At 39.8% G+C, this 25,329-nt stretch carries 15 protein-coding genes; 11 read left to right on the forward strand and 4 right to left on the reverse strand.

The window, feature by feature from the left end; translation table 11 throughout:
• Nucleotides 1-6: 6 nt before the first annotated feature.
• The 3 genes from P162_RS07315 to P162_RS07325 all read right to left on the reverse strand — a co-directional run bounded on the left by P162_RS07315 (nucleotide 7) and on the right by P162_RS07325 (nucleotide 7,350).
• Nucleotides 7-3,126, reverse strand: a complete 3,120-nt coding sequence (locus tag P162_RS07315) for a SusC/RagA family TonB-linked outer membrane protein (RefSeq protein WP_031426617.1) — start codon at nucleotides 3,124-3,126, stop codon at nucleotides 7-9.
• A gap of 349 nt (nucleotides 3,127-3,475) precedes the next feature.
• Nucleotides 3,476-6,238: a hypothetical protein gene (locus P162_RS07320; RefSeq protein ID WP_031426618.1), complete on the reverse strand. Its 2,763-nt coding sequence runs from the start codon at nucleotides 6,236-6,238 to the stop codon at nucleotides 3,476-3,478.
• Nucleotides 6,239-6,300: 62 nt separating this feature from the next.
• Complete coding sequence (locus P162_RS07325) at nucleotides 6,301-7,350, reverse strand: ferredoxin--NADP reductase (protein WP_031426619.1); 1,050 nt, start codon at nucleotides 7,348-7,350, stop codon at nucleotides 6,301-6,303.
• Nucleotides 7,351-7,461: 111 nt separating this feature from the next.
• Between P162_RS07325 and P162_RS07330 the strand changes: the two genes are divergently transcribed.
• Nucleotides 7,462-8,931: a DUF5687 family protein gene (locus P162_RS07330; protein ID WP_031426620.1), complete on the forward strand. Its 1,470-nt coding sequence runs from the start codon at nucleotides 7,462-7,464 to the stop codon at nucleotides 8,929-8,931.
• Nucleotides 8,932-9,014: 83 nt separating this feature from the next.
• Nucleotides 9,015-9,752 (forward strand): ABC transporter ATP-binding protein, encoded by a 738-nt coding sequence (locus P162_RS07335; protein ID WP_031426621.1) that lies wholly within the window; start codon nucleotides 9,015-9,017, stop codon nucleotides 9,750-9,752.
• A 132-nt stretch (nucleotides 9,753-9,884) separates the two neighbouring features.
• Here P162_RS07335 and mutY read toward each other — a convergent pair whose 3' ends face one another.
• Nucleotides 9,885-10,961 carry an A/G-specific adenine glycosylase gene (gene mutY / locus P162_RS07340; RefSeq protein WP_031426622.1) on the reverse strand — a complete coding sequence of 359 codons (1,077 nt, stop codon included), beginning with the start codon at nucleotides 10,959-10,961 and terminating at the stop codon, nucleotides 9,885-9,887.
• 128 nt (nucleotides 10,962-11,089) lie between these two features.
• Here mutY and P162_RS07345 point away from each other — a divergent pair, with 128 nt between their 5' ends.
• The 9 genes from P162_RS07345 to P162_RS07385 all read left to right on the forward strand — a co-directional run bounded on the left by P162_RS07345 (nucleotide 11,090) and on the right by P162_RS07385 (nucleotide 25,321).
• Nucleotides 11,090-11,386: an HU family DNA-binding protein gene (locus P162_RS07345; RefSeq protein WP_031426623.1), complete on the forward strand. Its 297-nt coding sequence runs from the start codon at nucleotides 11,090-11,092 to the stop codon at nucleotides 11,384-11,386.
• 298 nt (nucleotides 11,387-11,684) lie between these two features.
• On the forward strand, nucleotides 11,685-13,229 hold the full coding sequence (locus P162_RS07350; protein WP_031426624.1) for a ribonuclease E/G: 1,545 nt from the start codon (nucleotides 11,685-11,687) through the stop codon (nucleotides 13,227-13,229).
• A 520-nt stretch (nucleotides 13,230-13,749) separates the two neighbouring features.
• A complete protein-coding gene (locus P162_RS07355) occupies nucleotides 13,750-15,066 on the forward strand; it encodes a D-alanyl-D-alanine carboxypeptidase (protein WP_031426625.1) in 1,317 nt (438 codons plus the stop codon).
• Nucleotides 15,067-15,266: 200 nt separating this feature from the next.
• Nucleotides 15,267-17,714 carry a zinc-dependent metalloprotease gene (locus P162_RS07360; protein WP_031426626.1) on the forward strand — a complete coding sequence of 816 codons (2,448 nt, stop codon included), beginning with the start codon at nucleotides 15,267-15,269 and terminating at the stop codon, nucleotides 17,712-17,714.
• Between the two features lie 168 nt (nucleotides 17,715-17,882).
• On the forward strand, nucleotides 17,883-18,338 hold the full coding sequence (locus P162_RS07365) for a ferritin-like domain-containing protein (protein ID WP_031426627.1): 456 nt from the start codon (nucleotides 17,883-17,885) through the stop codon (nucleotides 18,336-18,338).
• A gap of 253 nt (nucleotides 18,339-18,591) precedes the next feature.
• Complete coding sequence (locus tag P162_RS07370; RefSeq protein ID WP_031426628.1) at nucleotides 18,592-20,085, forward strand: ankyrin repeat domain-containing protein; 1,494 nt, start codon at nucleotides 18,592-18,594, stop codon at nucleotides 20,083-20,085.
• Nucleotides 20,086-20,098: 13 nt separating this feature from the next.
• A complete protein-coding gene (locus P162_RS07375) occupies nucleotides 20,099-20,584 on the forward strand; it encodes a DUF2271 domain-containing protein (RefSeq protein WP_031426629.1) in 486 nt (161 codons plus the stop codon).
• Between the two features lie 9 nt (nucleotides 20,585-20,593).
• Nucleotides 20,594-22,786, forward strand: coding sequence for a PepSY domain-containing protein (locus P162_RS07380; protein WP_031426631.1), 2,193 nt, complete (start codon nucleotides 20,594-20,596; stop codon nucleotides 22,784-22,786).
• Nucleotides 22,787-22,900: 114 nt separating this feature from the next.
• The gene (locus P162_RS07385; RefSeq protein ID WP_031426633.1) at nucleotides 22,901-25,321 is read left to right on the forward strand and encodes a TonB-dependent receptor; all 2,421 of its coding nucleotides are present in this window, start codon (nucleotides 22,901-22,903) and stop codon (nucleotides 25,319-25,321) included.
• Nucleotides 25,322-25,329 lie beyond the last annotated feature (8 nt).

A 25,329-nucleotide genomic window follows, 5' to 3' on the forward strand; every position in this document is an offset into this window, starting at 1 on the left:
TTAATATTATAACTGAAAGTTAGCTCCAAAGATGAACGTTCTCGTTGTGGGATAAGCTGACAATTCTACGCCAGTTGTTCCCTGAGGGTTTCCATCCTGATTCAATTCCGGCGTAAAGCCAGAATAGTTAGTGATCATAAACGGGTTTTGTAAAGTCACATAAAGCCTAGCTTTACTGATAACTGAAAAGTCCTCAAACGTGTAGCCTAAGGTGACGTTGTTCAACCTGAAATAATCACCATCTTCCAACCAATAAGAGGACGCCAATGCATCTCTATTAGAACCTGGCTTTGAAGCTGAAGTATTGTCTGGTGTCCAGCGGCCGTTAAATAAATCAACAGGTATATTCTCAACACCCAGACGTGTATTTGCAAGGCCATTATACACTTTGTTCCCACCTACACCAAAACCATCTACACTAAAGTCAATATTTTTGTAGTTTACACCTATATTGATACCGTAGTTAAATGTGGGGATATAATTTCCGTAGAATTTTTTGTCCCTGTCATCAATAACGCCATCATTGTTTTGATCTACATAACGCAAATGTCCTGCCGCAGCATTACCTATTGAAGCATTATCATCAATTTGCTCCTGTGATTCCCATACGCCGTCAGACTCTAGCAACCACCAGGCGAAGATGGGCTGGCCACCCTGCAATCTCTTCGTGATTTGCCCATTACTCAAATCTCCTCCTATTGCACCATCGTAAGCTGGCTTAACGTTCTGCACCCTATTTTTATTGGTAGAAAGGTTAAAACCTACATTGTAGCTGAAATCCTGACCTATCTGATCCCTCCAGTTTACTAAAAATTCAAAACCGCTATTGGTTATTTCGGCAGCTTCATCAAAGAAATTATTACTGTATTCTGAATTAAGAAGGGGTCTAACTTCAAGGATTGCATTAGTATTTGTACGATCATAATAATCTATGGTACCTGATAACTTACTGTTAAACAGACCAAAATCAAAACCGAATTCCCATTCTTCGGTTACCTCCCACGAAATAGGAAACGCCGGGCTGCCCAAAGCTGCTCCTAAATTTAGACCTTGTGAAGGGCCAAATACATAATTAGTATTGCCACTTCCTGCTTCCGCGACTATAGATTGTACATTAAAAGGAACATTGGCATTACCCAACTTACCCCAACCTGCAAAAAACTTCAAATTAGATAACCAGTCCGTATTTTCCATAAAGGCCTCATTAGACATGGTCCAACCTAAACTCACTGCCGGGAAATAATCAAAGTAATTCCCATCTCCTGTAGCAAAATCACTGGTTCCATCCCTTCTCAGTACACCTCTTACGTAATATTTAGAATCATAATTGTATTCTACCCTTCCAAAATACGACTGTAGGTTTGTAGATTGAAATTCATCCCCTGTAGTCTGATCCACGGAATCATCAAAAATCCTGTCGGTTCTGTAACCAAAACTTCTAAGACGCTTTTGATTGTAAACATCATAAGCCAGGGCTGTAATTCTCTCTCCTCCGCCAAAATTTTCACGACTTAGACCCAGGGTTGCACTAATGTCATGCTTATCAAAGGTCTTTGTGTAAGTAAGGAAACTTTCTAAGTTCCATCTAAAAGATTCAACACTTTGCACTTCATACCTGTTATTTGCGTATTGTGTAGAAACCTCTCCATCACCATCAGGATCTGTGCGTTGCTCATCAAAAAACGCTGCGGTCCTACTAGGATCTCCATTAAGCCATTGGGCCCTTATGTCATTAAAATCATGTCGCTTAGAATAAAACTTGGTAGCCCCAAAACGGGTCGTGAGCATCAAATCATCTGTAAGGTCAAGTTCCGCACTGAGCTGACCCTGTAGCGTGGTTGTGTTTATGTCTTCATCTGCAAAAAATACACTGGCTACTGGATTCCCTGCCTGGTTCAATCTCCCCAAGGTTTCCCCTGGACCCACTTGATAACCTACTACGCCTGTGGTCTGATTCACAAAAGACTGACCAAAGAGTCCATTATCATAATAAACCGGCACTAAAGGCGATTGACTGTAGGCTTGACTAAAGGCGCCAAAAGGTTTTGGTCTCTCTTTTGTATAAGTAATGTTCAAATTAGAAATGATCCTGAATTTATCATCAAACATGTGGTACGTATTGTTATTTCTAATAGTACCCCTTCTATAGGTTGCATCTTGTAGAATACCTTCTTCCTGATACAGGTTATAACTTAAAAAGTAGTCAATATTATCCCCAGCACCAGAAACAGAGAAACTGTTATTGTTGATATTACCTACCTGTAACAATTCATCATACCAATCTGTATCATAGGCCTGATTAGGTGCTAATTGAAAACTTCCTGTTGCTGCACTAGCCTCATTGAAATATTGACGATACTGCGCTCCATTAGCCATATCTACTTTATTAAGGATACTCCGTGCACCATAGTAAGATTCTAACCTAAATACAGGAGCTCCCTTTTTTCCTTTTTTGGTTGTAACCAAAATAACACCGTTTGCTGCTCGTATACCATAAATGTTAGCATAAGAGGCTCCTTTTAAGAAATCTATACTCTCAATGTCATTAGGGCTGATACTTCGTATATCAGAAACCGGCTGGCCATCTACAACGTAGAAAGGGTCCCTACCACCTTCTGATGTACCCAGACCACGCATAATAACCGTAGGGCTTGATCCTGGTGAGTCGTTAGAGACAATGTTTACACCGGCAACTTTACCCTGTACAGATTGTAGGGCACTGGTTGCAGGCTGCTTTGATATTTCTTCAGATTTCACAGAGACTACCGCCCCAGTAATATCGCTCCTTTTCTGGCTACCATATCCTACGACTACTACCTCATCTAGATCACTAGCGGCAGATACCATACCTACATTGATTTCAGATTGGTCTGCGACAGGAACTTCTTTCGTCTCGAAACCTAAATAAGAATACGTTAATACATCCCCGGATGATGCGTTTAGGGAATAATTTCCGTCAAAATCAGTCTGGGTGCCTGTTGTGGTTCCTTGTATTACAATATTGACACCCGGCAACGGCCCCCCGGTATCATCTGTAACTGTACCCGTAATTGTTTTGTCTCCTTGCGCCCAGGCGAGCGAAGTGAACATCATCAGGAAGAAGATGAACTGTAACTTTGTTTTCATACACCTTATTTGTTTGAAATTGGTTTCATTGAATTACTCTCTAAATTTCAACTCAATTTAGTCCTCAAATTTACCTCAAACGTTATCGTTGAAGGGTACATATCAAATACATCAAAAGCATTTAAATACTTAAATCATTAAAAATTAGCTATTTATATCTATAAACAGACTGTTTAACCTTGCCCATATTTAAGGTTTGATGTACTAATGATGTAATTTTTAAGTGGATTTTAGATGTTGTTGTAGAAAAAAATGAATACTGAGAATACCTAATTTTGAAAATAAAGGCAAATTCTGGTGATAAGGTTTTTTTGACTATTTCTTATTTTAAGCGCTTCTAATTATTCTTTCAAAAGTTTTTGATAAGGAATTTTGATAAATTCTTAGTCGTCTTGATATCCAGTTTTTTCCTCAATCTGTATCTGTGAATCTCGACACCACGAACCGTTATTGCCATTAGTGGGGCAATTTCTTTAGTACTCAGATTCATTTTGAGATAGGCACAAAGCTTTAAATCTTTAGTACTGAGATTGGGATACTGCTTTAATAGGTTTTGGAAAAAATCCTGGTTGACATCTTTAAAATTAGCTTCAAAAACTTTCCAGTCATTCTTGCCCTCCACCATTGTACTTATCTTCTGGTCAATGGCGTTATATTTTGACTTACTTTCAAATTTATCTTTTACTTCTGCAAGCTCTTTTTTGACTTCAATCAGAATTTTATTGCGCTGAGCGGCCTGATAAGTTGAATTGGCCAGTTCTTTTCTTTTGATATCAATTTCTTTTAGAAGATTGTTTCGTTCTGCGATTTGCACCTTGCGTTCCTGTTCTTTCTCAATTCGCTTTTCTAATTCACGACGGTGCTGATTCAGTTTATGTTTATTTACGATATAAATAGAGATAATGATGATAACCATTAACATAAGATACAAACCTTTTGCAAACCCACTGAAATACCATGGTGGCCTTATACTAAAGGAAATTATCAGGGGATCCTTGCTTTTTGAACCGTTTACCAGCGTCCAGATTTTTAAATCATAATGACCAGGATCCAGATTTTGAAAATCCACGAATCCATTTTCCATAGGTTTTTCCGTATTATCTCCAAGTTTATAGATAAAGGAAGAACTACTCACAGTAGGTGCTGAAAAGCCCAGCGTTAATAGATCTGCGCGCTTAAAAGAAGGTTCTTCAGACGCTCCATTTATTTGTATGGGATCTGCTGTGTTTTTAAAATATTCCAATTGGGGCTTAGGGATTTCCTCATTCTTCCTATTTCTACGAAATGCATTTAAGTTTAGCGCCGCATACCCATCGTTAAGGGCTATATAAAATATACTGTCATTGATTCGTTCAATATTTTCATAGCCTTTGATAAGATTATCCTCAAGTAAGGGCTCACTGATATAAATACTATCGCCGGCAAAATCAGTATAAATTAACCCCGAACCTTTTCTGTTTTTGAACCAAAAAGCTTCGTTTTCCTGACCTACCAATTCAAAATCGCTGTAGGATCGTAATGCATCAAATTTAAGAATGCTATCCTGTATGGTGTTATAAACAAACCATTCGCCATTATTATAGAAAGAAATTTGATCTTTAATACGATATACATTGGTTTTAAAGGCGGAAAAAACACTATCTCTTCCATAGGTCTTGTAGGAAGTAATATGCTTATCTTTTTGATCAATCTGTACCTTATAAAAATTTTTATAAGGATGACTTGCCCATAATGTAGTCTCGTCTTGAAATACTATTTTATTGAGCGGTACATATAACGTTGAATCTGGATTTTCAATTATTTCAAGATTATCGCTCCCCCTTTTTAAGAGACGCAGACCGTTGTAAGTCGCGCTAATATAGAAGTCATCACTTCCCAGCAAAGCTGTAGTACTATAGCTTCCCGTGAGATCAGAAATTTCATGGAGATCTAAACCTTTTATCTTAAAAATGCCTCTATTGTGATTGGCAATAAGTTGGTCGTCAAGGGCAGAGAACGACCACAGTTGCCCTTGAGATCCTGGTACAAACTCGCGATGGTTGTCCCTAATTAAATGAATTCCCGTATTTGTACCCAGATAAAGGTCATTGCCTTTTATGGCGATATCATAAACGGCACCCAGTTCGCCAGTTTCTTCCAGATATATAGAAATTCCTCCCTGAAGTTTGATTTTATCAAGGCCATTGTCGAGACCCACCCAGAGGTTTCCATTTATCTCATGAAGCGCTAAAACAGTATTGTTCGTAAGTCCATTGCCTCTGTTGTAATAAAGGGTTCTTCCCTTATTGGAGTCAAAAATGAGCAAACCACCCTGTATGGTCCCAAAAGCAATTGTTGAAGTTGTGATTGTAGAGATTTTATTCAGCTCATGGGTAATTAAAAAATCATTTAGCTCGCTATTTTCCCAGGGAACAATCTCCTGATCTTGCATTTTGAAGAGACCATCTGCCTTTGTTCCCAGGATCAGCTGGTCTTCAAAATAAGTGAGCGCGGCAATAGGAACCCCTTCCGGAGTCGTATTTGAAGAAAGAAGTTCTAGTTTGCTTCCTGTTAAAGTGTAAACCTGACCTTTATTTGAACCAATAATCAATTTCCCTTTAACATTTAAAAGGGAAGTAATCAGGAAATCTGGTTTTATCGCCCTTATGGTTTTATTATCATAGATATAAACCTGACCAAAAGAGCGAAAAGCAACGCCATCTTTATAGGGTTCGATCTGCCAGAATTCCTCATTATTGAAACTTGCCGGCTGCAGAAGATGTGTTAAGGAGGTGTAAGAAAGGCTTCCGTAAAGGTCTTTTTCCCAAAAACCAAATTCTTCATAAGAACCGGTATAAATACGCTTCCCAACACATAAAACGGAACGTATAATAGTTTTGTTCGGCAAACTGTACAACTGCCACCGCTGGCCATCATAGCGCAACAGACCTTCATTGTTTGCAGCATAAACAACACCATCTTCAGCACTGCCTACATCCCAGTTTTGGCTTGCCGCTCCATAATCATTTACTGAAAAGTTAGTAACCGGCGGCAATAATTGTTGCGCTTCCATTGTAAAAAAGCACAATAGAAAAACATAACGGATAAACGCAAAACACTTAAAGTAGTTCATTTTTAGGACTAATGCTGCCTAAATGTAACCCAATACCTTAGGATCTCAAAATCTGCCAGCCTTTAAGCTTCATCATAATCTATCGTGATACTTGCGCTCGTGGGATGTGCCTGGCAGGTAAGTACCAGACCTTCGGCAACCTCATCATCAGTTAATATCTGGTTTTTGCGCATGGTTGCGCTACCGTTAGTAACCCTAGCGATACAACTGGCGCAGATCCCACCCTGGCAGGAGTGCGGGGCATCTATTCCCTGACTCAGTGCCGCATCCAGTATAATCTCATCCTGTGGCATATCAAATTCAAATTCCTCGTCATCAACGATTATCTTGATCTTGGCCCGGCCATCAAGGCTCGCACTGACATCACTCTGATCATCGCTTGAAAAAAGTTCAAAATGAATATTGTCTTTAGCAACTTTGTTTTCGGTTAGGACTTCGGTAACCATGTTTATCATTTGCTCTGGACCACAAAGGTAGAACCGATCAAAATCATGCCCCTTAAATTTGTTTTTCACCACGTAGTTGACCGTTGATCGCTCAATACGGCCAAAATGGGTATCTGGTTCCTGTGTACGACTATAAACAAATTCTACATCCAGACGGTCGCCATACTTAAGCTGAAGCGCTAACAGCTCTTTGTAATAAATGGTTTCCTCCAGCGATTTGTTACCGTAAACGAGTACAAATCTACTTTTAGGCTCCTCTTCCAGAATGGTTTTCATGATAGACATTACCGGTGTGATCCCGCTCCCGGCAGCAAATGCGGCATAATCTTTTTTTGCGGAAGTTTCAGGCTCAAATACAAACCTACCTTCTGGTGGATGCACCATAAGCGTCTGGCCCACTTCAAAACTCGAGTTTGCCTCTACCGAAAATGTACCGCCCGGCACTTCTTTTACGGTAACTTTCAAAAGTCCACTTCCCGGTGTTGAACACAGGGAATAGGAACGTCTTACTTCTTTACCGTTTATTTCGGTTTTTAAGGTTATATATTGCCCCGCTTTGAAAGTATAGTCCTGCTTTAATTCTTGTGGGACATCAAAAGTAAGGCTTACCGCCTGGGGCGTTTCACGCTTTATATCCTGTATCTTCAGCGGATTAAAATCTGCCATAAATTCCTTTTTTGTGGGTAAAAATACAAAGCATTCAATATTCTAGCGTAACATTTTACTAATTTTCACACTAATAAAGAAGCAAACCACAGACAACCAAAAACTAAGGGCATGTTCAAACATTTTATCACCCTGCAATGGAAAGGGTTTTTTCGTTCGGCATCATTGAAAGCCAATATTGTCATTAAAATATTTATGGCACTTGGTGCACTTTATTTTATCGCCATGTTCACTTTTGCGGGGATAGGTCTTTTTTATGGTTTGGAAAAAAATGGTTACGAACCCTTACAGACGGTTAACCGCTTTATGATCTATTATCTGGCGGGCGATCTTATTTTCAGGTATTTCTTTCAAAAAATGCCAATAATCAACATAAAACCGCTGCTTTTACTCCCTTTTGACAAGAAAAAGATAGTAAACTACGCACTTGGCAAAACTGCCGTTTCCTATTTCAATCTCGTACACGCATTTTTCTTTATTCCATTTACGGTTGTTTTGCTCCTTAACGGCTATGACCCACAGGGCATAACCTGCTGGTTATTAGGGATAATCTTCCTGTTCTACATAAATAATTTTATCAATATTTTCCTTAATGATGCCCAGGGACTTGTAGCGTTGGTTGCCCTTGGACTTGCCGCGCTGGGCGGTGCACAGTATTATGGTTATTTTGACATTACTGAGTATGCACTTCCTTTCTTTCAAAACTTGTACAGTACCTACTGGTTATTTTTGATTCCGCTGATCGTACTTGGCCTAATGATATATCTGGCACACCGCTACTTTAGCGCACGCTTATACATGGATGCCGGCCTGGCGACAAAAGCGAGCACAGCTTCTACTGAAAATCTGGACTGGCTCAACCGTTTTGGGCGTATTTCCATATTCCTTAAAAACGACATCAAACTTATAAAAAGGAATAAGCGCAGCAAGACCACGGTAATCATGAGCGTTGCCTTCTTGTTTTATGGCCTTCTTTTTTTTACGGGAGGGATAGAAAGTTATAATAATCCTTTTATGAAAATTTTTGCCGGGATTTTTGTCTCTGGAGGTTTTCTGTTCAGTTTTGGTCAATTTGTACCCAGTTGGGACAGTTCCTATTATCCCTTAATGATGACCCAGAACATCAGTTATAAGGAATATCTTACCTCAAAATGGTATCTCATCGTCATGGCTACGGCGGTTAGTACTATTTTAGGAGCAGGATATTTATATTACGGCTGGCAGGCATATGCCGCGATCGTAGTGGGTGGTATCTTTAATATGGGAGTGAATGCGCACGTGGTAATGCTGGGTGGAGCTTTTAACAAATCCCCCATAGATTTAACCAGCGGAAAAAAAGCCTTTGGCGACTCTTCCGCATTCAATCTAAAATCCATTTTGATTTCGATCCCAAAATTTTTACTTCCCATAATTCTCTACGCAGCTGGTCATTTTACCCTGGGACCTACATTTGGCTATGCGCTGATAGCACTTGCCGGCCTGGCCGGTTTTGCCTTTAGGGACTGGATGTTCAAAAAAATTGAGTCGGTCTATAAAGCCGAAAAATATAAAACCATTGCTGCTTACAAGCAAACTACGTAATTCCCCCTTACCCCCAAAGGGGTTTTAATGGATTGCGGAAATGTTTCAGGTTAAATATTAATGATAATAGTAATAGCAATAATATGATACATATTCACGAACTTTCAAAAACTTACAAAGGTGTTACCGTTTTAAATATTGAAACGCTTGATGTCCCACAAGGTCAGTCCTTTGGGCTGGTAGGTAACAATGGCGCGGGTAAGACCACGCTGTTTAGTGCATTGCTGGATCTCATTCAGCCCACTACGGGATTTATTGAGAACAACGGAGTAAAGGTCAATGAAGACGAAAGTTGGAAATCGCATACGGCTTCTTTTATAGACGAAACTTTCCTGATAGGATACTTAACCCCGGAAGAATATTTCTATTTTATTGGTGAATTACGTGGTCAAAATAAGGCTGATGTAGACCGTTTATTGGCTGGTTTTACTGATTTCTTTAATGATGAAATCCTCCACCAACGCAAATACCTGCGGGACCTCTCTAAGGGAAATCAGAAAAAAGTGGGCATTGTGGCTACGCTAATAGGCAATCCTGATGTGATCATTTTAGATGAACCTTTTGCAAACCTGGATCCCACCACACAAATACGCCTTAAGGGAATCATCAAAAAACTTGCGGAAGATACCGGTGTAACCGTACTCGTTTCCAGTCACGATTTACAACATGTCACAGAAGTATGCCAGCGCATTGTCGTTCTTGAAAAAGGAAAACTTGTAAAAGATATCATTACTTCTGAAGCAACACAAAAAGAACTTGAAATGTATTTTAGCAGGGAATCTATTGCTGTGGAAAATGATTATAATGTTATTGAGGATTAGAGGATTATCTGATGTGCGGATGGTTTGATGTGCGAATCTGTTGATTTGAAGATTTGTCGATCTGAACACCCCTTATTCACAAATTTTCTCATCCACACATCTTCTAATTTCCTCATCCACGCATTTCCTCATTCAAAAATCGAAGGTTTCCAGAAACCTGTCAATTACCCGGGGCACTGCATAATCGTGTATATTTTCAATTGGGATCAAAGCGTTCCCTACGTGATCTTCCTGCAATTGAACGATCCAGAATTTCACAAAAAGATGCTGATGCGACAATTTATGCTGAACGGCTTCCGCATTGTATAATTGAATATTTCCTGGATGTATTTTATTGACGTATTCCGCAATATTTTCCTCCTTAAAGGTTTGATTTTTTAGTTGGTCAACAAATTCGGCAAGATCAAGATTGTTTTCACTCTCCAGCAATGGAAATTCAAACAAACCGCGCCAGATTCCCTTGTCCGTGCGTTGTTTTAAAAGCGTAAATTTTCCGTTTAGCATAAAGACAAGGTAATTAAAATATCTATTCCTAACCTTGACCTTTCCTTTTTTGACCGGCAGACTATCAATTTTATTTTCCTTGAGTGCCACGCAACGATCATTAAGTGGGCAGTGTAGGCAATACGGATTTTTAGGCTTGCACTGTATGGCTCCAAATTCCATAATCGCCTGGTTAAAAAGCGCTGGTTCTTTAGGATCTATAAGTTCCTGCGCCAGCGCTTTAAACTCGCGCTGGCCGGCTCCGGTGTTGATAGGCGTATCGATACCAAATACGCGCGACAGCACACGGTACACATTGCCATCTACAACTGCCGCATCCTCTCCAAAACATATGGAAGCAATGGCACTCGCCGTATAATCACCCACTCCCTTTAGTGTTTTTAGGCCTTTATAGGTGTCCGGGAACTTGCCATTGCGCTCGTTACTAACCATTTTTGCGGTGGCATGCAGGTTTCTGGCTCGGGAATAATAGCCTAGCCCCTGCCACAATTTAAGCACATCGTCTTCTGGCGCTTTCGCTAAATCATGTACGGTAGGATATTTTTCGACAAAGCTGAAATAATAAGGCATTCCCTGATCTACACGGGTTTGTTGAAGTATAATTTCTGAAAGCCAAATACTGTAGGGATCTATGGTATTGCGCCAGGGCAGCTCTCGCTTATTAATTAAGTACCAAGAGATCAGCTTGTTAGTTAAATCATTCACAAAATGAAACTTTTTGCGAATTTAGCCGTTTATGTAGTTATATTTAAATCAATTAGGTGTTAAATATAATCAGATAAATTGTTATCTTTGCACCCTTAAAAATTTTAACCCCCCTAAATTAATTTATAATGACTAAAGCAGATATAGTTGGGAAAATCTCTGAAAAGCTAGGAATAGAGAAAAATGATGTTCAGGCAACTATCGAAACATTTATGAGTGAAGTAAAAAACTCATTGGAAAGTGGAGATAATGTCTATCTTAGAGGTTTTGGCAGCTTTATAATCAAAACACGCGCTGAGAAAACAGGTCGTAACATCTCTAAAAACACAACCATTAAAATACCAGCACATAACATTCCCGCTTTCAAACCTGCCAAGGTTTTTGTAGAAGGTGTGAAATCCAATGTGGCTGTAGAAAACAAATAAATATTAATTTTAAATCTAAATTTTTATGCCAAGCGGTAAAAAAAGAAAAAGACATAAGGTAGCGACACACAAACGTAAAAAACGACGTAGAGCTAACCGTCACAAAAAGAAAAAGTAGTTTTAAACTACTTTTTCTTTTATCTCCCCATTACGCAATGGGGATCGTTCATTGACATCTAGAACAGGCTTGTGATATGTGATCACTGCCTTTCTTACCGGTAAATCCTGTGATAAAATAAAATGTTTAATCCATTTGTGTGTGCGCACCTGCGCAGACATGGATATAATTTAATGAAGCGTGAATAATGAATTAATCATTAGATCTAGTTCCACTTCAGTTGATTTTGCCCTTTTAAAAGATGGTAAACTAATAGAATTGCATAAGGATGAAGATGATAACCAGTTTAACGTAGGCGATATTTTTGTTGCTAAAATACGCAAAACGGTTCAAGGACTTAATGCCGCATTTGTCAATGTAGGCTATGAGAAAGATGCTTTTTTGCATTATCATGACCTTGGGCCACAACTTCCCACCTTATTGCAGTTTGTAAAACGTGTAAGCACAGGTAAATTAAAAGAATACTCCTTAAAGAATTTCAATAAGGAAAAAGACATAGACAAAAACGGAAAGATTGCCGATGCTGTCAAGTCTAACCAGCCCTTGCTGGTACAAGTTGTAAAAGAACCCATATCTACAAAAGGCCCGCGGATAAGCAGTGAACTTTCCATAGCAGGCAGATATGTTGTTCTGGTACCTTTCTCAGATAGGGTTTCCATTTCTCAAAAAATAGAATCCAAAGAGGAAAAAACACGTCTTAAGCGTCTGGTTATGAGCATACGCCCCAAAGGTTTTGGGGTGATTGTACGTACCGTCGCAGAAGGCAAGCTGGTTGCAGAACTGGACAGGGACCTACAGAATCTTGTGGACCGCTGGAATGTAATGTGCAAAAAACTGCAAAATGCCAGCCTACCCAGTAAAGTACTGGGCGAGATGAACAGGGCCTCCTCCATCCTTAGGGATCTATTCAATGATTCCTTTAGCGGAATATGCGTGGATGACGAGACACTCTACCATCAACTCAAGGAATATTTACAGGAAATTGCTCCTGAAAAAGAAAACATTGTAAAGCTCTATCAAAACAGTGTCCCCATTTATGAAAAATTTGGGATCGAGCGACAGATCAAAACCTCCTTTGGTAAAACCGTGACCATGAGTCGCGGTGCCTACCTCGTTGTAGAGCATACCGAAGCGCTGCACGTCATTGACGTGAACAGTGGTAACCGTTCCAATAAGGCAAAAAGCCAGGAAGAAACGGCACTTGAGGTCAATATGATCGCCGCGGCCGAGATTGCACGCCAGCTCCGTTTACGAGACATGGGCGGCATTATCGTGATCGACTTTATTGATATGGGCAAGTCTGAAAATCGTAAAAAGCTCTTCAACCTTCTTAAAAAGGAAATGAGCGATGACCGCGCCAAGCATAAAATACTACCGCCCAGTAAATTTGGTTTGATCCAGATTACCAGGCAGCGGGTAAGGCCAGAGATGAACATCAAGACCCGGGAGGTAGATCCTAACGGTGATGGTGAGATCGAAGCCCCAATAGGCGTGGTAAACCGAATTCATACAGACCTTATCAGAATTTTTAAAAATAAAAAAGACTATAAAAAGATCACACTGCACACGCATCCTTTTATAGCGGCCTTCTTGACAAAAGGCTTTCCTTCTGTACGTTCTAAATGGTTTTTAGAATATAAAAAATGGGTAAAAATCATGCCCAGAGATGCTTACACGTATCTCGAGTACCGCTTTACAGATAAAGACGGGAAAGAAATAAACTGAATGATAACCCCCTCCAATAATTTTGGTGGGGGTTTTTTGTTTTCTATAAGTTCCTTTAAATGATATTTTGATCCATTTGTTGGTTTAAAGCGTTTCCCTGCGGGTAAGGCTTTATTGCAATCTTTTTGCTCGTGCATCACAAAAAGGCTTCCTACCGGTAGGGCTGGCAGAGTTACTTCAATCCCTAACACAGAATCTGTTTTCAAAGCATTTTAAATAGTTACTTAGGAGCGAAAAATTGGGTTTAAATAGGACGATTTATGTAATGATATAGAAGTTTTAGGGCGTTTCCCTGCGGGTCGGGCTTTGCGTTGCAATCTTTTTGCTCGTGCCTCGCAAAAAGGCTTCCTCCCGATAGGGGGCTAGCAGAGTCACTGCAATCCCTAACGCGAGATTCATGTCCAGAGCATAAGATTGATTTTGACCCTATGCCTAAATTTGTTTTATTTGGAATCAAAATATTTTTAGGAATGCCCACAGATATACATAACTACATCCAATTATTAGCTATTTTTAAAATATGAAGACAGTTTTTGGGTTTGTAGGTGTACTAATTACCCTATTTATGCTGATTTCTTGTGGTACACATGGTAAGCTACATAAGGAAATCACAGGCACATTTATGGATTCGCTTTGTTTTGAGCAGGGTTTTGCCGGGCTTGCGCTCTATGATCCTGTGGAAAAAAGAATGCTTTACACCCACAATGCCGATAAATATTTTACGCCGGCATCAAATACAAAACTGCTCACTTTTTATACTGGATTATCCATTTTAGGGGATTCGGTACCTGCGTTGAAATATCATGTTTCTGGCGATAGCCTTATTTTTAGTGGGACGGGGGATCCCTCGCTACTTAATACTGATCTCCCTTCTTCTAACATATTGGATTTTTTACGGTATCGCAGGGAATGTCTTTTCTATGAAGTGCCCAGTTATACGGAAACCCATTTTGGCCCAGGCTGGGCCTGGGATGACTATGATTATTATTACAGCGTAGAGCGTGCGGCCTATCCTATTTATGCAAATCGCGCAACATTCACCCAGAACGACTCGCAAGAAGTCCCGGAAGCCTATCCCAAATATTATAAGAAAAACCTAGTTCTGGACTCCTTAAACCTTCAAAAAACATCCCGTTTAAGCCGAAAATTGAACGAAAACACCGTTTTTTATCAAAATATGGTTCGTGATACCTCTTTCCGGCAGGAAGTTCCCCTTAAATATTCCCCAGAACTTTTTGTTGAAGTCCTGGAAGACACGCTTAAAAAGGAAGTTGGTTTAATTTCAAAATACCGCCCATTCAATGGAATCGAAAAAACGCTTTATAGTATTCCTACAGATAGCCTCTATAAACAGATGCTGATGGTAAGTGATAATTTTCTTGCAGAACAGATTTTATTACTTGCTGCCGGCGTACTTACTGATACGCTCAAAACCGGCATCGCCATTGACTATATGAAGGAAAATGCCTTTAAACAATTACCAGATAAACCTATCTGGGTGGACGGTTCTGGCCTGTCGCGTTACAACCTGCAAACCCCGCGCAACATGATCAAGGTCCTGGAGCTGATCACCGAAAAAATGCCGGTGGAGAAAGTGATCCAATTTTTACCCGTTAGCGGAAAAGAAGGGAGTTTAGAAAATTACAGCGGTGCTATTCCCTATCTCTACGCTAAAACCGGTAGTATGAGCAATAATCACAGCCTAAGCGGATTTATAAAAACCAAAAGCGGAAAAATGCTGCTTTTCAGTTTTATGAACAGCAATTATATCGTGCCTTCAGCTACGCTAAAGGAAGGGATGGAAAAAATACTGCTAAAGATTCGTGATCATTATTAGCAATTCTAGAGCTGTTTCTCGCGGGTTTCTGGCTTCCACTTGCGTTTTCAACTAAAAAACTCGCAATGACAAGAATGTCAGATCGAGTGTGCGACGCAGGAGCATTTATCGAGATCGCTTTATAAAAAGTTTCCTTCTCTAGAAGGCATAGACAAAGAAATCCTTAAATTATGCCTTTAATAAAATATTTACTTCCTAAAATGCTGAAAAAACTATTCTCCATCATTCCTGTGCTCCTTTTCGTCGTAGGCTGTTCTACTCAAAAAGAAGCTGTTTCTGCATCAAAAACAGGTGAAAACGAACAAAAACTACCGAATGGTATTAAATATTACGATAAGGTAATCACCGCAAAGGCCATTACAGATGATGGCCTTTTCAAAACCCATCGCGTGGATGAGAAGTTGTATTATGAGATCCCAGATTCTCTTTTTGGGGTAGATATGCTGCTGGTAAGTAGGATTGCCAAGGTTCCCAATAACTTTGGCGGCGGTTATGTTAATGCTGGTTCAAAGGTAAATGAGCAGGTAGTGCGCTGGTCTAAACGGGATAAGCAGGTGGATATGAAAGTGGTGAGCTTTGAAAATCAAAGTGATCCAGAATCGCCCATTAACTATAGCGTAGAGGCAAACAATTTCTTTCCGATACTTTTCAGTTCAAAAATCGTAGCCTATTCTAAGGACTCTACCGCTGTGGTGATTGAGGTTAATGGGCTCTTTGAAGAAGATATTCAGGCATTGAGCGGGATTTCCCCTCGCTTAAAAAAGCAGTACAAAGTAAAGAAATTAGATAAAAGCAGATCGTTTATAGAATCTGTAAAATCATTTCCGAAGAATATAGAAGTACAGCATGTGGCTACTTACGAGGCTGAAGAACCACCCGAAAATGACCAGGCCGGTACGATCTCTTTGCTCATGAACCAGTCAATGATCCTATTGCCAAAAGATAAAATGCAACCGCGAATAGCAGACGATCGCGTGGGCTGGTTTACGACTAAAAAATACGATTACAATTCTGACGAACTAAAGTCTGATGATTATGAGATCATTCGCCGCTGGCGACTGGTACCAAAGGATATGGAAGCTTATAAACGTGGCGAACTTGTAGAACCTGTAAAACCCATCGTTTATTATCTTGATCCGGGTACGCCAGAAAAATGGAGACCGTATTTTAAAAAGGGTATAGAAGACTGGAACGTGGCTTTTGAGGAAGCGGGTTTTAAAAATGCGATCATTGCTAAAGATCCCCCCACAAAAGAAGAAGACCCGGAATTTAGTCCGGAAGATGCGCGTTATTCTGTGGTGCGTTACATTGCCAGCACAACCAGGAACGCGGTGGGACCTTCAGTAAGCGACCCGCGTACCGGTGAAATTATTGAAAGTGATATCATCTGGTACCATAACCATTTACGCTCGTACCGTAACCGTTTTATGATCGAAGCTGGAGCACAAAATCCCAATGCGCGTACGCTGAATACGCCAGAGGCGGAAATAGGCGAAATGATGCGTATGGTGATCGCCCATGAAGTGGGACATGCCCTGGGAATGCCACACAATATGAAAGCAAGTTCGGCTTATCCCACAGATTCCCTTCGAGATGCCAATTTTACTAATAAATATGGCTTAACGCCAAGTATAATGGATTACGCACGCGTAAATTATGTGGCGCAGCCCGGTGATGAAGGTGTGCGCTATATACGCATGATGGGTCCTTATGACCTGTATGCCATTAATTGGGGCTACCGTTATCTGCCAGAAGCAAATTCCGCTAAAGCGGAAAAAAGCACATTAGACCAGTGGATTCTTGTGAAAGCGGGCGATCCTATATATGAATTCGGTAGTGGTCGTGATGGAGTAGACCCGCAATCACAACGGGAAAGCCTGGGTCGCGACCAGGTAAAAGCAAGTGCGTATGGACTGGCAAATCTTAAAAAAGTAGTTCCCAATCTGGTGGAATGGACAGCAAAAGAAGGCGCTGATTATGCGGAACTTGATGAAGTCTACAGCGAACTTACCAGTTTATGGAGAGGTTATATTTATCATGTCATTGCCAATGTGGGAGGAGTTTATGAAACCTTAAAAACTTCTAATCAGGAGGGCGTTGTTTATAACCCGGTCCCTAAAGCAATGCAACAAAAAGCAATTGCCTTTCTCAATGAAAACGCATTTACCACCCCAGAATGGTTGCTTGATGAGAATATCCTGAACCGTATAGAAGCAGATGGAGCTATAGAGCGTGTACAGAACTTACAAACACGCGCCATGAATTATCTGCTTGATGCGGATAGAATCTCCCGAATGAGTGAAAATGAACAGCGCAACGGGAATTCCGCATACGCGCCCCTTTCCATGTTAGATGATGTGCGCAAGGGAGTTTATAGCGAACTATATTCGGGCAAACCTGTAGACGCTTATCGCCGCAACTTACAGCGCTCCTATATAGATGCTGCCGCTGAAATACTGCAGAAAGCAGAAACTGAAGATGGTGAAAATCTTTTGAAATCTGATGTCGTAGCGCTAATGCGTGGTGAATTGCAACGGCTGGCAATAGATCTATACAAACGAAAATCGAGAAGTGGGGATGCTTTGACCACCTATCATTATGAAGATCTGATTGCGAGAATCAACAAGGCATTTGATACTAATGATTAGATAAATTCATACATCAAACTATAAAAACCCTTAGCTTTCTCCTATGCTAAGGGTTTTTTGTGAAGGAAATCTATATAAAACGGATTCTATTCGTTAAAAACTATCAATTAAGATTTTTGTAACGCCTGTCTCCGTTAACTTTATAATAGAAACCAAAAAAAACGAATTATGAATTATTCAGAAGAAATAGGTAAAAAACTAAATACATTACTAGAAAAGAATTACGATGCTGAGGCTGGTTATAAAAAAGCAGCTGAAGACGTCAAAAACCCAACCTTGAAAAGTTATTTTGAATCGAGGGCGAAGGATCGTTACGACTTTGGCCATGCCATTAAAGCGGAATTGAGCAGTTATGGGCAGGAACCTGATAAAGGTACTAGCATTAAGGGTGACTTGCACCGCGCTTGGATGGACTTAAAGTCGGCTTTTAGTTCAGATAAAGAAGAAGCTATTTTAGAAGAAGCCATACGTGGTGAGAAAGCTGCTATTGAAGATTACGATGAAATTATTAATGATAAAGAAGTTCCCCCTTCTACTTCAGAATTATTGATTAAACAAAGAAATCTTGTTCAGGAAGCGCTAACAAAAGCACAAGCTTTAGAAATCGCAGCTGATAATAGCTAATCGATTTCACATCTAAATTTAAAATTAGATAGGGTTACATTTTTTAAAAGCCACGTTCCATGAACGTGGCTTTTCTATGAAATAAAACAAAATTTTTTATTTTTATTAATTCTAAATAAATATTACTAGTTTTGTAGAATACATTTAAAAGTTGGTTGCCGAATAGGATTTGACGAAAATCCCCAAACATTAAATTAATATATAAACTTAAAACTGATCTATGGTAATTTGATCCGTTTTTATGAAATGAGATATGAAAAAAGCTTTGATTTTACTAATACTCCTAACTATTTCAACAGCCTTTTCGCAGGAGGAAAATATTTTATTGGAACGTTCATTCTGGGAAAAAAATCCAGACCTCACCATCGTAAAAGAACAGATTGCGGCTGGGAATGATCCTGCCCAATTTGCAAGTAATGCTTTTGATCCTGCGGTTTTAGCAACCCTAGGCGGAGCGAGTAGTGATGTCATTAGCTATTTATTATCATTTGAAGGCAACGATGTTAATAAAAAAACACATGATAGCCGTACCTATATTTTCTGGGCCGCTTATGCAAACCGCCCTGAGATTATGAAACAGCTTCTTGAAAAAGGTGCAAAGCTTGATGTAACAGATAGCCATGGCTACACTCCCGTTGCGTTTGCCGCGAATGGAGGGCAGACCAATCCTGAAATCTATGATCTTTTTGAAGAATACGGTGTCGTTCTGGCTAATGAAAAAACAGATCATGGAGCCAATTTACTTCTCTTGCTTTCCCCAAATATGGAAACAGCAAAGGATATGGATTATTTTATCACTAAAGGCATCAACCCAAAAGAAAAAGATGATAGCGGTAACGGGATCTTTAATTATGCTGCCCGTAAAGGCAATATTTCATTCCTGCAAAGTCTTGTTGATAGAGATTATGATTACAAAACATTAAATAAAGAAGGTGAAAATGCTTTTCTATTTGCGGCACAGGGTAGCCGTGGGCATACTAATTCCCTTGACCTTTTTGAATATCTTAATGCCTTGGGACTTGATCCAGCAGTAGTCACAAAAAAAGGTGAGACTGCCTTGCACAGTTTGGCCTATCGTTCAAAAGACATGGACGTTCTGAACTTTTTTCTGGAGAAAGGTCTTGATGTTGATCAAGCGAATGCAGAAGGAAATACACCTTTGCTCAACGCGGCCTCAAGAAACAAGTTGGATATTGTAAATTTTCTTTATACTCATTCTAAAAATCCAGAGGCTACCAATGAGCAGGCGCAAACTCCCTTGATGCTGGCATTACAGAATAACAGCCCAGAAGTTGTAGATTTCTTTTTAGAGAAACAAAAAAAGCCAAACGATCAAAAGGACAATAACAATAACTCGCTCGCCTATTATCTTGTTGATGGTTATAGCCCCAGAAATAAAGACGCTTTTAATGCCAAGCTGGACCTCCTAAAAAAGCATAAAATCGCATTAAATACAGTCCAAAACGAAGGAAATACCGCTTTACATATTGCGGCAAAAACGAATAATCCTGACCTCCTCAAAGAAGTTGCTTCATGGAACATCCCTATCAACGCGATAAATGATGAAGGATTAACCGCATTGCATATCGCAGCAATGAAAGCTCAAAATGATGAGGTTTTGAAATATCTTATCGCTCAGGGCGCAGATAAAAATGTAAAAACATCTTTTGAAGAAAGTGCTTACGATCTGGCAAGCGAAAATGAATTGTTAAAGGAAAACGGGGTTGCCATAAAGTTTTTAAATTAAGAAAGTTCAATTTATGAAAAAGTTATATAGAATAGTTCCAGTGCTTTTACTTGTCGGTTTTTTAATCGTAGGCTTCACTGCGGCCGATAAGAAAACCGTAAAATGTCTCATCCAGATGACTAATTATGAGGGTGAAGGTGCTTATATGGTCGTTTCCCTCTTAAATCCAGAAGGCGAATATGAAGAAACACTTTATGTACAGGGAACTGATGATGAGTGGTACAGCGAAATCACCGAATGGTGGCAGTTTTATTCTAAGGAAAGTTCTAATATCGATGGGATTTCCGGCGCGACCGTTAGCGGTGGTGAGCGTAGTGTAAGTGTTCTTCAAATTCCGGTAGATAAAATTGACAAAGGCTATCAACTACGCTTTGAAACATCTGTGGAAGACAAAAAGTATTATAAAGATGACCTTCAGTTTGAACTCACCTCTGAGAATTTAAAAAGCAAAAAAGAAGGTAAAGGCTTTATTCGCTACGTGCGCATGCTTGCTCAATAAACCTTGCCCATGACGCGTTCGCTATGGCGGTATAGCCATTTTATCCTGGCTCTCACCTCTTCCCTTTTTTTATTGATCGCAACCCTTACCGGAGCCATTCTTGCGGTAGAGCCCATTGCTCATCAGGCCAAGGGGTATGCTGCCAGTAATTTAGAAGAGGTTCCGCTGGCTCAAACGCTAAGGATATTAAAGGAAAACTACGAAGAGGTTTTCACCTTAGAAGTTGAACCCTCAGGATTTGTAAAAACTTCGGTTTTAAATGCAAATTTTGAAAGTCTGGATCTTTACATAGATCCGCTTACGGGAGAATCCCTGGGCAAAGTTGCGCCGCGCTCTTCCATTTACCAGTTTGCCACTACCCTACATAGATCGCTATTTTTAAAAGGATTGGGCCGCTTTTTTGTTGGTCTGGTCTCTTTATTGCTTTGCCTGATCGCCATTTCCGGTATTTTATTGCTGGCACAGCGGCAAGGTGGGTTCAAACAATTCTTTTCTAAAGTAAGGGATCGCAATTTTGCCCAGCGCTACCATGTCATTTTGAGCCGGTGGTTTATCCTGCCCATTATTATTATCGCTACCACAGGCGTTTATCTTTCCGCGGAAAAATTCTCCCTGCTTCCCGATACAAAAACAGTCAAAACACAGATAAAATCACCTGATTTTAAGGTGATTTATGATCATATTTCGGATATTCCGCTGTTTCAGGAACTCAAACTTGCCGATGTACGTAAAGTGGATTTCCCATTTTCTACAGATCCCGAAGAATATTACAACATTGCCCTGGAAGATCAGGAAATTGAGGTAAATCAGCAAACAGGGGCAGTAATAAGCCGTAGAGATTACCCATTTGTGACCTTAGCTACCCGCTTTAGCTTGCTTACCCATACCGGTACGGGAAGTGTTTTATGGTCGGTAATACTTTTGCTCAGTAGTTTATCCATTTTATTCTTTATGTATTCTGGTTTTGCGATCAGTCTGAAAAATCGAAAAAAGGGCTTTTCCATAAAAAAAATGCCGCCTAAAGAAGATTGTGAATATATCATTCTGGTGGGTTCAGAAATGGGAACCACTTTTACCTTTGCGCACCAACTTTACAACGCACTGAGCGCTTGTGGCAAAAAGACTTTTCTGGCACCGCTCAATGCATATACCACATTTAAAAATGCCAAAAAAATATTTATACTTACCGCTACATACGGTAAAGGCGATGCTACCACAAATGCCCGAAAATTCACCCAATTATTACCTAAAATCGCCCAAAATCAGGTAGATTTTGCCGTTTTGGGCTTTGGTTCTACCCAATATCCCGACTATTGTAAATTTGCCGTTGACATTGACTATTTATTGCAACAGCAGCCTTCCTTTAAGCAATGTTTGAAACTGCATAAAATCAATGAGCAATCTGCTGAAAGCTTTCAATCCTGGGTTCACGCGCTGGCTGATGTGCTTGGCATCCCTTTGCAGATTAAGCATCAAAAAACAGCAAAAAAGGTCGAAAAACAACGACACTTCGAAGTAATACGCCGTAGTGAACTTAATGTGGATGACACTTTTCTGCTTTGGCTAAAGCCGAAAAAGAAAGCCAAATATCAATCTGGGGATTTGCTTGCGATTGTTCCGCCAGGACAGCAGCTTGCAAGGCAATATTCTATCGCTAAAGTGGACAAAAATATAGTGCTCAGCGTCAAAAAGCACGAACAGGGAATTTGTTCGCCTTATCTGAGCAGTTTATGGAAGGGTGACAAATTAAAAGCTAGCATTCAGCAGAATATACATTTCCATTTACCAAAAAATAACTCCCCGGTATTTATGGTTGCAAACGGTACGGGAATCGCCCCTTTTTTAGGAATGCTTAGCAGCCGGAAAAATCGAAATAGTATATTACTCTGGGGAACCCGTACAAAATCGTCTTCAGAACTTTATAGAACACTTCTGGAAAAACACCTCGCAACTAACAAAAACCTGACCTTTGAAAAATGCTATTCCCGAGAAGGTAACAAAACTTATGTTCAGGACCTGGTTTTACAAAATCAAGAAAGATTGATAACTACGTTTGAAAAGGGTGGCACGCTCATGCTTTGTGGATCATTAGCCATGCAGCGCGATGTACTATCAACTGTAGAGCAACTATTGCAAAAAGCCAATAAACCTGCCCTATCCTACTACGAAGAAAAAGATCAGGTAAAACTGGATTGTTACTGATTAAGTCCTTCTTTATCAAACCTATTATCTGGCTATTTAAATTAATTATAAATAATTTCACATATCTATTTGTATTTAGTCTAAATAAGGTTATTTTTGCCTAAAATTCATTTAATGCCGCGAATAATACTCTTATTTCTAATTTTAATTTCTGGGATAGCTCATGCGCAGTATGATATTCAGGGCATTGTAAAAGACCAGAATGGCTATGTGGTAACTGGTGCGGAAATCATAGTATCTAAATCTGGTTTGAAGAAGAGCACATTCTCAAATGCTTCTGGTACTTATATTCATAAAGATATGAGTTCCGGAACTTATGTAGTCCAAATAAATAAAGACGACTATATAGAATATCAACAGGTAATCGTGACCGATGATCATGTCAACTTTGATATTCTCATCAATGATCTTTCTGATTATGAACTCGGCGATGTGGTTATTCAAATTGAATCCATCAAGTCTGAAATTGAAAAAAAAGGATTTGCCGTAAATGTTATAGAAACCGAAGCAGCTTCCTATCAAAACTTACAGACTAATGAACTGCTTAACCGATCGGTGGGAGTAAAAGTGCGGCAAAATGGGGGCATGGGCTCTTCGGTAGATTATAATTTAAATGGACTATCTGGAAATTCGATCAAGATGTTTATAGACGGAATTCCTATTTCCACTTATGGTTCTTCCTTTGACCTCAACAGTATCAACCCTGCGATGATTGAACGTATAGAGGTTTACAAAGGTGTTGTTCCCGGTGAACTTGCAGATGATGCGCTGGGCGGTGCCATTAATATTATCATGAAGAAAAACCGGTCCAACAATCTGAGCGCCTCGCTGTCTTATGGATCGTTCAACACCACCCAGGCCAACTTTAACGCTACTTACAATTCAAAAACTTCAGGTTTTTATACACGTGCCTCTGGCTTTTACAATTATTCTGACAATGATTATGAAGTCTGGGGAAAATTCGTTCGCAATATTTTACCGAATGGTCGCTACGATTATGTCAGGGCAAAACGCTTTAATGATGCTTTCCGTTCGTATGGAGGTGTTGTAGAACTGGGTTATAATCAGGTAAAATGGGCAGATAATTTTTCTGTGGGCTATACCAATTCAGATTCTTACAATGAGATTCAGCATGGTGCATTTATGTCTATTCCTTACAAAGGCAGGTTTGTTGAGGCGCATGCAGATGTGTTCAACTTAACCTATAACAAAGCGAATATCGTTGATGGCCTGGATGTGAACTTTCAGGGCATCTACAGCAAGCGTAAAACAACAGTAAACGATACCGTACCATATAATTATAACTGGTTTGGCGAATTGAGCCGTGATCTGGACGGAGATCCTATTTTACGCCCACAGGGCGCGCAGCAGGGTGAACCTACTATCGCAAATATAAACAGGGAGATTTTCTCCTTTAGAAGTGGTATAGCCTATAGCCTTTCGGAACAGCACAAATTCATTTTCAACCATCTTTTTTATGATATCGCCAGGGAGGAAGATGATGAGATCAAGTCTGATCTGCAACGCAATTTTATAGGGACACGCGACCTGCGGAAGAATGTTTCTGCGCTTACCTATGAAATGCGCTTATTGGAAAACAGGTTCAAATCGACTGTTTTCGGTAAATATTACCAGCAAAATGTCCAAAAAATGGATCCTATTGCCGAAAATCAAAATGGGGAAACAGTACGTGTTGAAAAATATTTCAGCAATAAGACCAGTACACTGGGGTATGGCACTGCGGTTTCATATTTAGCCATGCCTGCATTAGTCCTTCTAACCTCTGCGGAAAAAGCGGTACGCCTGCCCTCTGAAAATGAAGTTTTTGGCGATGTGGGCGAGAATATTGTCGAAAATCCAGGAATAGACGCAGAACGTAGCAATAATTTCAATCTGGGCTTTAAAGCCGGTCTTTACAAAATAGGGGAACACAAATTTTCAATAGGTGCTTCTGGTTTCATTCGCGATACACGGGATAAGATTGTAAGACAAACCCAAACCAACCTCAATGATGCGATTCAAACCGCCCCTTTTGAAAATTTGGGACGTACAAAATCCATCGGTTTTGATGCAGAACTCAGCTATATTTTTAGGGATAATCTCAATGTGCTTGTCAATTTTTCAAAGTTTGATACCCGTTACAATACAAAATACGATATGAATGGTGAAGTACTCAGCCTTTATGACGTGCAGATTCCCAGCGAACCTTTTATGACTTCAAATGCTAATGTAAACTATCATTTTGAAGACTTTGTTCAAGACAACAGCGTCCTGAGCGTATTTTATAACCTTAGTTATGTAGACTCATTTTACAATATCTGGGTGCCCCAGAAAGTCAGTGGTATTGATCAGTTTAAAGTTCCCGCGCAACTCATTCAAGATGTAGGGGTAAGTTATGCTTTCCCGAACAAGAACCTAGTAGCAAGCCTTGATATCAAGAATATATTCAACAAACAGGCCTACGATAATTTTGCCGTTCAGAAACCGGGCAGGGCCTTTTACCTCAAACTAAACTATACACTTAATAATTTCTAAAATTAGAT

The sequence above is a fragment of the Flavimarina sp. Hel_I_48 genome (assembly GCF_000733945.1).
In the GTDB taxonomy this organism is placed as follows: Bacteria; Bacteroidota; Bacteroidia; order Flavobacteriales; family Flavobacteriaceae; genus Leeuwenhoekiella.